General features: G+C 71.3%; 13 protein-coding genes. 7 read left to right on the top strand and 6 right to left on the bottom strand.

What is annotated here, in order from left to right; all coding sequences use genetic code 11:
- Positions 1–37: 37 nt before the first annotated feature.
- The 4 genes from AB0K67_RS13350 (at position 38) to AB0K67_RS13335 (ending at position 4,831) form a co-directional block, all read left to right on the top strand.
- The gene (locus AB0K67_RS13350) at positions 38–364 is read left to right on the top strand and encodes an AAA family ATPase (protein WP_364058036.1); all 327 of its coding nucleotides are present in this window, start codon (positions 38–40) and stop codon (positions 362–364) included.
- 122 nt (positions 365–486) lie between these two features.
- Positions 487–1,146, top strand: coding sequence for a helix-turn-helix domain-containing protein (locus AB0K67_RS13345; RefSeq protein WP_364058033.1), 660 nt, complete (start codon positions 487–489; stop codon positions 1,144–1,146).
- Positions 1,146–2,882: an ABC transporter ATP-binding protein gene (locus AB0K67_RS13340; protein WP_364058030.1), complete on the top strand. Its 1,737-nt coding sequence runs from the start codon at positions 1,146–1,148 to the stop codon at positions 2,880–2,882. The genes AB0K67_RS13345 and AB0K67_RS13340 overlap by 1 nt, the downstream gene beginning before the upstream one ends.
- Positions 2,879–4,831 (top strand): ABC transporter ATP-binding protein, encoded by a 1,953-nt coding sequence (locus tag AB0K67_RS13335; protein WP_364058027.1) that lies wholly within the window; start codon positions 2,879–2,881, stop codon positions 4,829–4,831. Before AB0K67_RS13340 ends, AB0K67_RS13335 begins: the two co-directional genes overlap by 4 nt.
- Positions 4,832–4,879: 48 nt before the next feature.
- Here AB0K67_RS13335 and AB0K67_RS13330 read toward each other — a convergent pair whose 3' ends face one another.
- From AB0K67_RS13330 to AB0K67_RS13315, 4 genes are all read right to left on the bottom strand, one after another.
- Positions 4,880–5,362, bottom strand: a complete 483-nt coding sequence (locus AB0K67_RS13330) for a hypothetical protein (RefSeq protein WP_364058024.1) — start codon at positions 5,360–5,362, stop codon at positions 4,880–4,882.
- Between the two features lie 87 nt (positions 5,363–5,449).
- Positions 5,450–6,154 (bottom strand): DUF4097 family beta strand repeat-containing protein, encoded by a 705-nt coding sequence (locus AB0K67_RS13325; protein ID WP_364058021.1) that lies wholly within the window; start codon positions 6,152–6,154, stop codon positions 5,450–5,452.
- 91 nt (positions 6,155–6,245) lie between these two features.
- The gene (locus AB0K67_RS13320; protein WP_364059539.1) at positions 6,246–8,048 is read right to left on the bottom strand and encodes a protein kinase; all 1,803 of its coding nucleotides are present in this window, start codon (positions 8,046–8,048) and stop codon (positions 6,246–6,248) included.
- 65 nt (positions 8,049–8,113) lie between these two features.
- On the bottom strand, positions 8,114–8,815 hold the full coding sequence (locus AB0K67_RS13315; RefSeq protein WP_364058018.1) for a TetR/AcrR family transcriptional regulator: 702 nt from the start codon (positions 8,813–8,815) through the stop codon (positions 8,114–8,116).
- A gap of 434 nt (positions 8,816–9,249) precedes the next feature.
- On the opposite strand from AB0K67_RS13315, the gene AB0K67_RS13310 reads away from it, so the two are divergent.
- A complete protein-coding gene (locus AB0K67_RS13310; protein ID WP_364058015.1) occupies positions 9,250–9,585 on the top strand; it encodes an Lsr2 family protein in 336 nt (111 codons plus the stop codon).
- A gap of 539 nt (positions 9,586–10,124) precedes the next feature.
- Here the strand turns inward: AB0K67_RS13310 and AB0K67_RS13305 are convergent.
- Positions 10,125–10,667 carry a hypothetical protein gene (locus tag AB0K67_RS13305; protein WP_364058012.1) on the bottom strand — a complete coding sequence of 181 codons (543 nt, stop codon included), beginning with the start codon at positions 10,665–10,667 and terminating at the stop codon, positions 10,125–10,127.
- Positions 10,668–10,786: 119 nt separating this feature from the next.
- Here AB0K67_RS13305 and AB0K67_RS13300 point away from each other — a divergent pair, with 119 nt between their 5' ends.
- A complete protein-coding gene (locus AB0K67_RS13300; RefSeq protein ID WP_364058009.1) occupies positions 10,787–11,248 on the top strand; it encodes a hypothetical protein in 462 nt (153 codons plus the stop codon).
- 138 nt (positions 11,249–11,386) lie between these two features.
- Here AB0K67_RS13300 and AB0K67_RS13295 read toward each other — a convergent pair whose 3' ends face one another.
- Positions 11,387–12,130 carry an NAD(P)H-binding protein gene (locus tag AB0K67_RS13295; RefSeq protein WP_364058006.1) on the bottom strand — a complete coding sequence of 248 codons (744 nt, stop codon included), beginning with the start codon at positions 12,128–12,130 and terminating at the stop codon, positions 11,387–11,389.
- 87 nt (positions 12,131–12,217) lie between these two features.
- Here AB0K67_RS13295 and AB0K67_RS13290 point away from each other — a divergent pair, with 87 nt between their 5' ends.
- The gene (locus AB0K67_RS13290) at positions 12,218–12,703 is read left to right on the top strand and encodes an Rrf2 family transcriptional regulator (RefSeq protein WP_364058003.1); all 486 of its coding nucleotides are present in this window, start codon (positions 12,218–12,220) and stop codon (positions 12,701–12,703) included.
- The last annotated feature ends 87 nt before the right edge of the window (positions 12,704–12,790 follow it).

The following is a 12,790-nucleotide window of genomic DNA, read 5'->3' as shown; positions in this document are numbered from 1 at the left end:
CCTCTCGTGGCCGGCGGCCTCCGGTACGGTGTCGCGCGTGCTCTGCGGCTCTCCCGGCACCGTCCTCGTCGTCATCCGCGGCAACTCCGGCTCCGGCAAGACCAGCGTCGCCCGCGCGCTCAGGCAGGCGTACGGCCGCCGCGGCCTCGCCCTGATCGGCCAGGACGTCGTGCGCCGCGACATCCTGCGCGAGCACGACCCGCAGCGCAGCGAGTTCACCGTGGAGCAGATGCGGCGGTGGTACCGCGAGCGCGATCTGCTGCCGGGCGGGCGGGAGACGATCGTGGGGCAGGACAGCACGCCGCAGGAGACCGTCCGCAGAATTCTCGACGCCACCGGCCTGGCTCCTCACCAGACCCCATGAGCCCGCACGAAAAGGACAGCTTCCGAAAAACCCGTTGAACGAGCGAGTACTCACTCATTAGCCTCGATCCCATGAGTATGAGGCGAAGGGTGCCGGCGAGTAAGAGGCGAAGGGTGCCGGCGATGGCGCCGGAAGACCGCCGGGCCGCACTCGTCGAGGCCACGCTCCCCCTGCTGCGCGAGCACGGCACCGCGGTGAGCACCCGGCAGATCGCCGAGGCCGCCGGCGTGGCCGAGGGCACGATCTTCGGCGTCTTCCCCGACAAGGCGTCGCTCGTACGGGCGACGCTCGTGCGCGCGTTCGACCCCCGGCCGGCGGTCGAGGAGATCGAGGCCGTCGGCACCGAGCTCGAACTGCGCGCCCGCCTGGTGCGGGTGGTCGGCAAAGTGCGCCAGGGCATGGCGATCAACGAAAGGCTGCACATCGCTGCCAGAGACCTCGCGATGGAGGACGAGGAATTCGGCCGGCATCTCGTCGACAGCCGCAACCGGATCATCGACGCGCTGGCCGCCCTCATGGAGCCCGACCGCGACCGGCTGCACCGTTCCCCCCGGACCGCGGCGCACCTGCTGCTCATGCTGATCGCGGTCGCCGCGCAGGCGAAGTCGAGCTATGGCGCCGACGAGATCGACGACATGGACGACGCCCAGATCGTGTCCCTGCTCCTCGACGGGCTGCTCGTACGGCCGTCGCAGCAGCGGCACGACGACGACCTCGTGCTGCTCGGCCGGCTGCTCGACCAGCCGGAAACCCCCACCCCTGACACAGAAAGCAGTAGTTGATGCTGTTCCGTCTCCTGCGCGTCCAGCTCAGGCCGTACGGGAAAGAGATCACGCTCGTCGTCCTCTTCCAGTTCGTCCAGACGCTGGCCACGCTCTACCTTCCCACGCTCAACGCCGACATCATCGACGACGGCGTCGTCAAGGGCGACACCGGCACGATCCTGCGCGTCGGGCTCGTGATGCTGGGCGTCACGCTCATCCAGATCACCTGCTCGATCGTGGCCGTCTACTACGGCGCCTACACCTCCATGGCACTCGGCAGGGACCTGCGGGCCGCGGTCTTCCACCGGGTGCAGGACTTCTCCGTCCAGGAGGTCAACAAGTTCGGCCCGCCGTCGCTGATCACCCGCAGCACCAACGACGTGCAGCAGATCCAGCTCCTCGTCATGATGACGCTGATCATGATGGTGGCCGCGCCGATCATGTGCGTGGGCGGCATCGTGCTGGCGGTGCGGCAGGACACCGCGCTGTCGTCGCTGCTGCTCGTGGTGCTGCCGGTGATGGTCGTCGCGGTCGGCCTGATCGTCGTACGGATGCGGCCGCTGTTCCGCCTCATGCAGGAGCGCATCGACCGCATCAACCAGGTGCTGCGCGAGCAGATCACCGGCATCCGGGTGATCAGGGCGTTCGTCCGCGACCAGCACGAGCGCGAACGCTTCGCCGTGGCCAACGACCGGCTCACCGACGTCTCGCTCAAGGCCGGCCGGCTGATGGCGCTGATGTTCCCCTCGGTCATGCTGATCGTGAACCTCTCCAGCATCGCCGTCGTCTGGTTCGGCGGCCACCGCATCGCCGGCGGCGACATGCAGGTGGGCGCGCTGACCGCGGTCATCTCCTACCTGATGCAGATCCTCATGTCAGTGATGATGGCGACGTTCATGTTCATGATGATCCCGCGCGCCGAGGTCTGCGCCGAGCGCATCAAGGAGGTGCTCGACACCGAGCCGACCGTGCATCCGCCGGCGAAGCCCGTCACGCCCGAGCGCCGCATCGGCGAGCTGGAGCTGCGCTCGGTCGGCTTCCGTTACCCGGGCGCGGAGGAGCCGGTGCTGTCGGACATCACGTTCACCGCCCGTCCCGGGCGCACGACCGCGATCATCGGCGGCACCGGCAGCGGCAAGACCACGCTGCTCAACCTCATCCCCAGGTTGTTCGACGCGACCGACGGCGAGGTGCTGGTCGACGGCGTCAACGTACGCGACCTCGACCCGGCCGTGCTCTCCCGCATCGTCGGCCTGGTCCCGCAGGCGCCCTACCTCTTCTCCGGCACCGTGGCCTCCAACCTCAGGTACGGCCGCCCCGACGCCACCGACGAGGAGCTGTGGCACGCCCTGGAGATCGCGCAGGCCCGCGAGTTCGTCGAGGCGATGCCGAACAAGCTGGAGGAGCCGATCGCGCAGGGCGGCACCAACGTCTCCGGCGGCCAGCGCCAGCGCCTGGCCATCGCCAGGGCCCTGGTGCACCGGCCGGAGATCTACCTCTTCGACGACTCGTTCTCGGCGCTCGACTACGCGACCGACGCCCGGTTGCGGGCCGCGCTCGCCGAGGAGATCACCGACGCCACCATCGTGATCGTGGCCCAGCGGGTCAACACGATCCGCGACGCCGACCGCATTCTCGTGCTCGACGACGGCCGCTTGGTCGGCAGCGGCACCCACGCCGAGCTCATGACGACCTGCCCGACGTACCGGGAGATCGTCCTGTCCCAGCTCACCGAACAGGAGGCCGCGGCATGACGACCCAGGCACCCGCGCGCCGGCCCCAACCGCAGATCGGCCCAGGCCGCATGATGGGCGGGCCGCCGGAGAAACCGCTCGACTTCGGCGGCACGCTGCGCAAGCTGCTGCGGCTGCTGCGGCCGGAACGCGCACATGTGATCGTCATCCTGCTGCTCGGCGCGTCCAGCGTCGCGCTCACGGTGATCGGCCCGAAGATCCTCGGCCACGCCACCGACCTGATCTTCTCCGGCGTCATCGGCGAACGGCTCCCGGCCGGCGTCACCAAGGAGCAGGCGGTGGCCGGGCTGCGCGCCCAGGGCCAGGACACCTTCGCCGACATGGTCGCCTCGATGCACGTCGTGCCCGGCCAGGGCATCGACTTCACCGAGCTGGCCCAGGTGCTCGGCTGGGCGCTGGCCGTCTACCTGCTGGCGGCCGGGCTCGGCATCGCGCAGTTCCGCATGACCACCACCGTCGTGCAGCGGGCCGTCGCCCGGCTGCGCGAGCGCATCGAGGGCAAGCTGAGCCGGCTGCCGCTGCGGTACTTCGACGACCAGCCGCGCGGCGAGATCCTCAGCCGCGCCACCAACGACACCGACAACATCGCCCAGAGCCTCCAGCAGACGATGGGGCAGCTCGTCACCTCGCTGCTGACGGTCGTCGCGGTGCTGGCCATGATGTTCGTGATCTCGCCGATCCTGGCGCTGATCGCGGTCGTCACGGTGCCGGTGACGGTCGTCGTCACCGCGTTCATCGGCAAGCGGTCGCAGCCGCAGTTCATCGCGCAGTGGGCCGCGACCGGCAAGCTCAACGGCCACATCGAGGAGATGTACGGCGGCCACACGCTGGTCAAGGCGTTCGGCAGGCAGAAGGAGTCGGCCGAGACGTTCACCGAGCACAACCAGGCGCTGTTCACCTCCGGCTTCCGCGCCCAGTTCATCTCCGGCGTCATCCAGCCGGCCATGATGTTCATCAGCAACCTCAACTACGTGCTGGTCGCCGTGGTGGGCGGGCTCAAGGTGGCGTCGGGGTCGATCTCGCTGGGCGACGTGCAGGCGTTCATCCAGTACTCCCGCCAGTTCAGCCAGCCGCTCACCCAGGTGGCCGGCATGGCGGGCCTGGTGCAGTCGGGCGTCGCCTCCGCCGAGCGGGTCTTCGAGCTGCTTGAGGCTGCCGAGCAGTCGGCCGAGCCGGCCGAGCCCGCGCGGCCCGAGCAGGTCAGGGGGCGGGTGGCGTTCGAGAACGTGTCGTTCTCCTACAGCCCCGACCGGCCGCTGATCGAGAACCTGTCGCTCACCGTCGAGCCCGGCCAGACCGTGGCCATCGTCGGCCCCACGGGCGCGGGCAAGACCACGCTGGTCAATCTCATCATGCGCTTCTACGAGGTGACCGGCGGCCGCATCACGATCGACGGCGTGGACATCGCCGAGATGCCGAGGGAGGAGCTGCGCTCCAACATCGGCATGGTGCTGCAGGACACCTGGCTGTTCGGCGGCACGATCGCCGAGAACATCGGCTACGGCGCCGAGAACGCCACCCGCGCGCAGATCGAGGCCGCCGCCGAGGCCGCCCACGTCGACCGCATCGCCCACACGCTGCCCGACGGCTACGACACCGTCATCGACGAGGAGGGCGCGGCGGTCAGCGCGGGCGAGAAGCAGCTCATCACGATCGCGCGGGCGTTCCTCGCCGAACCGGCGATCCTGATCCTGGACGAGGCCACCAGCTCGGTCGACACGCGTACCGAGGTGCTCATCCAGCGGGCGATGAGCAAGCTGCGCAAGGGGCGGACGAGCTTCGTCATCGCCCACCGGCTGTCCACGATCCGCGACGCCAGCCTCATCCTCGTCATGGAGAACGGGCAGATCGTCGAGCAGGGCACGCACGAGTCGCTGCTCGCCGCGGGCGGCGCGTACGCCCGCCTGCACGAGGCGCAGTTCGCGCAGCCCGTGGCGGAGGTCGAATAGCCGAGGAGCGGTGCGGGAGGGGCCGCGCGGGCCCTCCCGCACCCGCCGTCAGGTAAGGGCCTGGTCGATGCGGATGAACGTGGCGCCCTGGGAGACCGCGCGGGCGCCGAGCACGTGGCCGTCGCACATCCGCGTCTCGCCGCCCGACCGGTCGATCACCTTCCACGTCACCGGCGCCCCGCACGGCTGACCCGGCCGCGGGGTGCTCCGGCTCCACCCGCACACCCGGCACTTCGACACGCCCGCCATGGAGGAGAGCGTGTTGCCGTGCTCGGGGCAGACCGCCCAGGCCAGGCCGCACGGCTCCACCTGCAGCCTGGCCAGCTCGGTCGCCGCGCGCCGCAGGTCGTCGGTGCTCCTGGCCAGCCAGTCGGCGGCCTGCCGCGCCGCCGCCAGGGGGTCGGCGCCGGGCGACGCGCCGGCGTCCGGGGTGGTGACAGGGGAGGGGTGGGCGCACAGGGCGCGGACCTCGGCGGCGAGTGCTTCTGCCCGGTTCGCGAGTGCCCGCAGTTGCGCCGGAGTGACGGTCATGGACGCTCCACAAAAGGCCGATGTGGTGACGATCTCGACCCTACGTTCTGGCGGCGCCGCCCACGCCGGGAGCGCCGCCTTCCCCGGTCAGGCGGGTGAGAGTTCGAGGTTGCCGGAGTCGCTGGTCAGCTGGATCGAGCGCTGCGCCTTGGCGTCGCCGGTCGTCTTGATGTCCTTGTCACCGGAGTCGGTCTTGGCGGTGATCCGGTACGGCCCCTCGGGGACGCGTACCTCGGTGTCCCCCGAGTCGGTCTCGGTGGTGAGCGAATCCGGCGGCCCGGCGAAGGCCAGCGTCACGTCGCCCGAGTCGGACTTCGTGATGACCCGCTTGCCGCTCAGCTCGTCACCCTTGATCGAGCCGGAGTCGCTGGTGACCTCCACGTCGCCCGCGACGCCGATCACCTTCACATCGCCCGAATCGGAGGCCAGCTTGAGGCGGGTCGCCTTGGGCACCTCGACCCGGTAGGACACGTCGCAGGTGACGCCGGCCGCGCCGAGCCCCCACGCGGTGGGGCACTCGAACGCCAGCTCCAGCGTGTCGCCGCGCACGTCGTGGGACGTGGTCGGCTTGTCCTTGCGCCACTGCAGCCGCTCGGTCACGTGGATGCCCTCACGGTCGGACCCGACCACCTCGATGGTGCCGCTGTCGGTCGTGACCCGCAGCGCCGCCACCTTGTCAGGGACGTCGTACGAGACGGAGTCCTCGCTCACGTAGCCCCCCACGCCGCAGGCCGTCGTCACGGCCGCGAGCCCGGCGAGACCCGCGATCAGCACCGCTCTCCTCATCGTCATGTCGCACCATTCTTCCGGGGCGGGCCCGCTTCGCCCTCCGGGTCATCCCTGGAATCACCCCTGAAAGCGGGGGCTTCGGCCCGGCGGGGTCTCAGGACAGGTCGCACGTCGTCGTCGGTATCCACGGATTGGCCGGCATCTTGGCGCTGACGTTGGAGTAGCCCGGGTACTTCCACCGGCACACCGCGGCCAGGTCTATCGTCGAGTCGGAGCCGTTGCAGCCGGTGTAGGTCCACCCGGCGGTGTACGAACCCGAATAGCCCTTGGCCTTGCAGTACCCGTCGACGTCCGACCACGAGATCGTGCCCGTGGTGGGCTCGGGGGCGGGCGCGGCGGAGGTGCGCTTGGAGGCCGGTGACCTCGATGCTTTCGCGGTGGGTTCGGGCGTGCGGGTCGCCGGTCTGCGGGTGGGCGTCGCGGACGCCTTCCTCGTCGGAACGGAGGTCCTCGTCGGAACGGAGGCAGGGGTCGGGGCGGCGGTCGTGGCGGGGACGCGGCGCGGCGCGGTGGGCGTGGCGGATCTGGGCCGTGAGCTCGCCAGGTCCTTCGCCCTGCGGGTCCTGGCCTCGGCGGGCTTGCGCTCCTCCGTGGGCTCTTCTGCGGGCTCTTCTGCGGGTTCTTCGGTCGTCGTCTCGGCGGTGGGCTGCGGCGGTGGCTGCGTGGCGGTTGGCACGGGGGTGCGGGCCGCCGCCTCAGGCCGGGAGACGGCGGGCGACAGGGCGTACCAGCCGATCCCGGTGGCGGCGATCACGGCCACCGCCCCGACCGGGACGGCCACCTTCAGCGCGCGCGTCCTGCCGCGCGTAGTGGGTCCGGTGTCGAGCGCGGCCCCCTGCACCTGCGCGCTCGGGCCGGTGTCGGCGGAGGGCGGCCCCTGAACGGCGCCGAAAGGTCTGGAAGGTGGTCCTTGGACGGCGCCGGAGGGTCCGGAGGGTCGTCCTTGGACGGCGCCGAAGGGTCCGGACGGCGGCCCCTGAACCACGCCGAAGGGGCCGGACGGCGGGCCCCCGGGCGATGACGGATTCCCGGGCGGGTTCCCAGGAGCGGATGGGTGCCCAGGAGCGGATGGGTCTCTGGAGCACGGCGGGTTTCCGGGGCTCGGCGCGGGACCCAGGCTGGGCATGCGCGGGTCCGTCAACGAGGCGAACGCCCGTAACCGCTCCACCACCTGCGCCGACGCCGGACGGCGTGCCGGATCCTTGGCCAGGCAGTCGCGCAGCAGCCAGCGCAGCCGCTCGTCAAGCGGCGTCAGGTCGGGCTCGCTCGTCAGCACCGCGTGCAGCGTCGCCGGGATGCCCTCGCCGCCGAACGCGCGCCGGCCCGTGGCGGCGTAGTACATGGTGGCGGCCCAGGCGAACATGTCGGCGGGCGGCCCCACCTCGCCGCCGGAGATCTGCTCGGGGGCCATGTACGCCGGGCTGCCGAACGGCTGGCTGCTGATCACCGACAGGCTCTGGTCGAGCGCCTTGGCGATGCCGAAGTCGATCACTACGGGACCGTCGGGCCCGAGCAGCACGTTGGCCGGCTTGAAGTCGCGGTGCACCACCCCGGCGGCGTGGATGGCGGCCAGCGCCGTGGCGGTGTTGATCGCCAGCCGGTGCAGCGCCGCCGCGCCGCGCGGCCCGTCGTCGCGTACGGAGGTCTGCAGCGACGGTCCCGGCACGTACTCGCTGACGATGTACGGCCGGCTCCAGGCGAACCCCGAGTCGAGCAGCTGGGCCGTGCAGAACGGCGCCACCCGCTTGGCCGTCTCCACTTCGCGCAGGAAGCGGTCGCGGGCGCCGTCGTCGGCGACGAGGTGGGCGTGCAGCAGCTTGATCGCGACGAGGGGGCCGCCGGGGGCGCGGCCGGCGTACACGACGCCCTGCCCGCCGCTGCCGAGCCGCCTCTCGATCCGGTAAGGGCCGACCGTGGCGGGGTCCTCGGGGGACAGGGGCGGTAGGCCGTTGTCGTCGGTGTTCAGGGCGTCTTCTCCGTGGTCGGGATGGTGGGATCACCGGGGGGCTTGTGCGCCCATGGCGAGTCCGGGACGGGCGCGCCCGGCGGCAGCCGGGCGACCAGCCCCTCGACGGCCGCGCTGAGCAGCAGCACGAAGAGGTCCTCCGGGGTGTGGTGGGGGATGCCGGACTTGGCCTGACGCAGCAGTGCCGAGTCGTCCATCGAGGCGAGCGCCTGCGCGACGACCGGCGACCCGGCGATGGTGGCCCGCTCCTCCTGGGCCACCGTGAGGCCGAGCGCGATGATCGAGACGCCGGAGGCGATGACGGTCGCGGCGGCGGGATCGTAGCCGCGCCTGCCGAGGGCGAGCAGCTCCTCCTCCATCAGCCGGAGACCGGACGCCCCGCGCGGGAACAGGCGCAGCATGTAGGAGGCGCAGCCCGGATGGGCGAGCGCGAAGCGGTGCAGCTGCAGCGCGAAGCTCACCAGGTGGGCGACGAGCGGCTCGTCGGGGTCGTCGGCCAGCCGCAGCTCGTCGAGTATGGCCTCGCCGACCAGCGTCTCCAGGTCGGCGCGGCTCGGCACGTGGCGGTAGATCGCCGCCGTGGTCACGCCGAGCGCGTCGGCGACGCGCTGCATGGTCAGCTCGTTGAGCCCGATCCGCTTGCCGGCCGCGATCACGTCGGCGACGGTGAAGCTCGCCGGGCGGCCACCCGTCCGCACCGGATCACCCCCTAAGTTATGGACCGTAACTTAGGGGAGCGGTAGTACCCGCGCAAGCGGCTTGGATTGCTGGAACGTTCCCGGGTCGCAAGCCCGTCAATGGCGCGCTGCGCCGTGCCGTCCGGCCCTTGCGGGTCTTGAGTAACCGTTGAAGCAGCGCCGCGCGGGGCGGGGCGATGTGACGAGTTCGCCTATGTCCGAGGCCGGACCGTGTCCTTTGAATTGCTCTTCAACACCGCTGTTTCGGCGCCATTGAAGGCCGAACCGCGGGCCTCGCCGGCCCGTACCCGGAATCATGAGGTGGAGGGTATGTTTAGTGTTGACCAGGGAAAGCGCCGGAGGACGGGCCATCGGAGGCACGACACGCCCCTGAGATGCGATTCCTGCTGAAGAGCGTTACAGTACCTGCAACGTAAACGTATTTGGAGCACCTAATGGCGAAGCGCATTGTTGAATCCTTTATCGATGACATCGACGGCAGTGAAGCCGAGGGCACGACGAGGTTCGCGCTCGACGGCACCAACTACGAGATCGACCTGTCGGGAGCCAACAGAGAGAAGCTCGAGAAGGCGCTGGCGCCGTTTATCACCAAGGCCAGGGCCGTCCGCGCCGACCGGGGCGGACGCGGCCGCCGCGGCGGCTCCTCGCGTGCCGTGAGCCGCGAGAAGGCCACCGAGATCCGCAAGTGGGCCAAGGCCCAGGGTCTGCCGGTGAGCGAGCGAGGCCGCATCGCCTCCTCCGTCGTCGAGCAGTACGAGGCCGCTCACTGACGGATCCGGACACGGATCCGCTGACGGACGCGCCGAGGGGCGCGACGACCTCGCGTCCCCTCCGTCCGGCAGAGCCGGTGACGTGACTCCTCGCGCCGGAGGCGCCCGCTTCGCCGCCTTCGCCGCGCGCCGCCGGACAGGGTCGAGCCCCCACCGGGCCCCTATCCGGCGAGCGCCGGAGTCGCTCCACCGTCTCCCTTCCGAGCCGCTCTCCCGAGCAGGGCGGAGACCGGGCGAGGAGCACTTACGGCGGCCACGGCCGGGCCCGCCACGATCAGACATACGCGGGCCGGCCGCCGCCGCACGGGTGCCCCAAGAGTCCTCACGGGCCGGGCCGGGCCGCCGCCGCCCGGGTGCGCCCCTGAGAAACCCACACGGGCGAGCCGCTGCCGCACCTGAAATCCGCGCTGCCAGAGATCACGGGCAGTGCGCGTTCTTCGCTCCCGACGCCGTCACCATGCGCGACGAGGCGCTCCTGTACGACCTCGGTCCCGCCGGCGGGCAGCGCGTCGCGGGCGGCCGCGCCGCCTGCTCGCCGGCTACGACGGGGCCGGACCCGTCAGCAACTGGTCGGGCACCACCTTGGGCAGCCCGCGCAGCCACGTCTCCAGGTCCGAGGGCCACCACCGACCGGCCGCCAGGCGGCCCAGCTCATGGGCGACCGCCGACGACGACGCGGGCACCGGCACCACCCGTACGGGCGCCGCCCCCGCCAGCACGCCGAGCCACCAGTGCCGCCACGTCTGTGGCATGTCGCCGGACTCCAGCACCAGGTAGTAGTCGGGCAGCGCCAGCCGGTCCGCCCGCAGGTCGGCGAGCGCGGCCTCGATGGCCACCTCCAGCGCGCCGACCACGCCCGTGCCGTCGAAGTACGCGGTCCACGCCGCGGCCACGTCGGCCAGCGGGTCGGCGTCGTGCACCACGTACGTGGCCGCCGACCTGGCCGCGAGATCCGTCACCTCGGCCGCGGTGCGCTCGCCGCGCCGGATCGCGTACACGTTGTGCCGGTCGTCCAGCCCCGCGATCACGTCAGCGGCCCCATCCCCGGCGACCACGACCACCGTACTGCTCAAACGCCGCATATCCGGCAGTTTATGCGCCCGCCGTCCGGACGAGCCGCCGGTGCGGCGTGGCGCCGGCCGCGACGACGGTCGCGTTCGCCACCATGGGAGACGCCGGCCACACAAGGCGAGGGGGATGGATGCGGGCGATCGCGGCCATGGCGGTGACGCTCGCGCTCGTCGCCGCCCCCGTACAGGCCGCCGAGGACGATGACGACGGGAACGGCGACGGCAAGAAGCCGGTCTGGCGCACGCTCACCTCTTTCTTCGTCTCGCCCGAGTCGCCGCACCAGAACGACGTCATCCGCGTGCTCCTGCACTGCCCGGACGCCGCCAGCCACGCGATCGTCGGCTCGACGGCCTTCCCCATCAAGGGCTCCTGGCGCACCTTCCGCGAGGTGGGCGTGGGTCTCACGGGGCGGAACTTCGGCAGGCGCGGCATCATCATCTCCCGCTTCGCGCCGCCTGGGCACCACGAGGTGCGGATGAAGTGCGTCAAGGTGCGGATCGACAGGAAGAAGGGCATCAGGAAGGTCAAGGTGATCAGCCGCGCGTCGGCGTCGCTGACCGTGCGCCCCTTCCATATCGGCCAGTACTTCTGAACCGGCCAGTACTTCTGAGCCGGCCCTTGCCGGACCCGGCCGCTCTCATCCCGGCCCTCGCCGGAGCCGGCCGCCCCCGGCCGTGCCCGCCGGAAACGGCCCCTTCCGCCCCCGCGGGAGGAAGAGGCCGCACGGAACTCACTTCTGCTGGGCCAGCCACTCCTCGAACGTGGTCGGCATGATGCGTACGCGCTCGCCCGGCAGCAGCACGTCCCCCGCCATCGACGGCCCGAACAACCCCGACCAGGTCGGCACCAGCTTCACCTCGCGCCCCCGTACCTGGTGCGTGCGCCGTGCCATGTCCACGAGGTCCTGCGGGTCGGGCCCGGCGACGTCGGCATAGCGGCCCTGGGGCTCGCCGAGCGCGACCTCGGCCAGCACCGCTGCGACGTCCTCGGGCGCGATGGGCTGGACGAGCAGCGGCGCGATGGTGGCCACGCCGTCCTTCTCCGTCCAGCTCGCGACCATCTCCGCGAAGTCGTGGAACTGCGTGGCCGGCACGATCGTCCACGGCACCGGCCCTGCCTCCACCAGCCGCTCCTGCTCACGCTTGCCGGCGTAGTGGGCGTTGCCCGGCACGCGGTGGACGCCCACGATCGACAGCAGCACGTGGTGCCGAACCCCGGCGCGCTGCTCGGCGGCCAGCAGGTTGCGGGTGGTGGTGCCGAAGAACGCGACCGTCTCCTCCACGCCCCCCGGCGGGCCGTTGAGCGCGTCGATGACCGCGTCGGCCCCGGCCAGCGCCTGGTCGAGCCCCTCGCCCGTGGTCAGGTCGACGCCGAGCGACCGGCTGATGCGGACGACCTCGTGCCCGTCCTTCTCAAGGATGGCGGCCGTCCTGGAGCCGATGTTGCCGGTGGCTCCGGCGACTGCGATGCGCATGGTTGATCTCCCCCATGTGTGCGATGACGTCACGAACTATATCTCGGACTTTTCGGATCCTCAATATCTCAGATTATGCTGGTCGTCGTGAAGTTGCCTGTGAGCACCGAATGGCTGTTGCACTGCGCCACGACCCTGGCGCAGCTCGACCCGGGAGCGACCGCGTCGGCCGCACAGCTCGCCGACTACTACGACCTGCCCGCTCCCTACCTGGCCAAGCAGCTCCAGGCGCTGGTCAGAGCGGGGGTGCTGGCGACGACGACGGGGCCGAAAGGCGGGTTCAGGCTCGGCCGGCCGCCGGGCGAGATCACGCTGCTGGAGATCGTGGAGGCGGTGGACGGGGCTGCTTCGCCGTACGAGTGCCGCGAGATCCGGATGCGGGGGCGCGGCGCGCTGCCGCCCGAGGACTGCAGGGAGACCTGCGTGCTGGCGGCGAAGATGTTCGAGGCCCACGAGGCGTGGCGGCGCAGCCTCGCGGCGGTCACGCTGGCCGATGTGCTCGCCGACCTGCCGCCCACGGCTCCGGCCCGCACCCGCTCCATCATCGCGGGCATACCGAGAACGCCCCGCTGACCCCCGCGAACGGGGGCCGGCGGGGCGTACGCGTGGCTCCGCCGGGCTGACTCCGGTGAGCGGAAGGGGTCAGCGGGGCGTGGATGG

The organism is Nonomuraea sp. NPDC052634 (assembly GCF_040678535.1).
Lineage (GTDB): Bacteria > Actinomycetota > Actinomycetes > Streptosporangiales > Streptosporangiaceae > Nonomuraea > Nonomuraea fastidiosa.
The sequence above is the reverse complement of the archived record's forward strand: the minus strand, read 5'-3'. Positions and strand labels throughout refer to the sequence as shown.

Bases quoted from the DNA above. Each gene is read 5' to 3' on its own strand.
- AB0K67_RS13345 (WP_364058033.1), top strand. From the start codon at position 487: ATGGCGCCGGAAGACCGCCGGGCCGCACTCGTCGAGGCCACGCTCCCC.
- AB0K67_RS13340 (WP_364058030.1), top strand. From the start codon at position 1,146: ATGCTGTTCCGTCTCCTGCGCGTCCAGCTCAGGCCGTACGGGAAAGAG.
- AB0K67_RS13335 (WP_364058027.1), top strand. From the start codon at position 2,879: ATGACGACCCAGGCACCCGCGCGCCGGCCCCAACCGCAGATCGGCCCA.
- AB0K67_RS13330 (WP_364058024.1), bottom strand. From the start codon at position 5,362: ATGACCGTCACTCCGGCGCAACTGCGGGCACTCGCGAACCGGGCAGAA.
- AB0K67_RS13325 (WP_364058021.1), bottom strand. From the start codon at position 6,154: ATGACGATGAGGAGAGCGGTGCTGATCGCGGGTCTCGCCGGGCTCGCG.
- AB0K67_RS13310 (WP_364058015.1), top strand. From the start codon at position 9,250: ATGGCGAAGCGCATTGTTGAATCCTTTATCGATGACATCGACGGCAGT.
- AB0K67_RS13305 (WP_364058012.1), bottom strand. From the start codon at position 10,667: ATGCGGCGTTTGAGCAGTACGGTGGTCGTGGTCGCCGGGGATGGGGCC.
- AB0K67_RS13300 (WP_364058009.1), top strand. From the start codon at position 10,787: ATGCGGGCGATCGCGGCCATGGCGGTGACGCTCGCGCTCGTCGCCGCC.
- AB0K67_RS13295 (WP_364058006.1), bottom strand. From the start codon at position 12,130: ATGCGCATCGCAGTCGCCGGAGCCACCGGCAACATCGGCTCCAGGACG.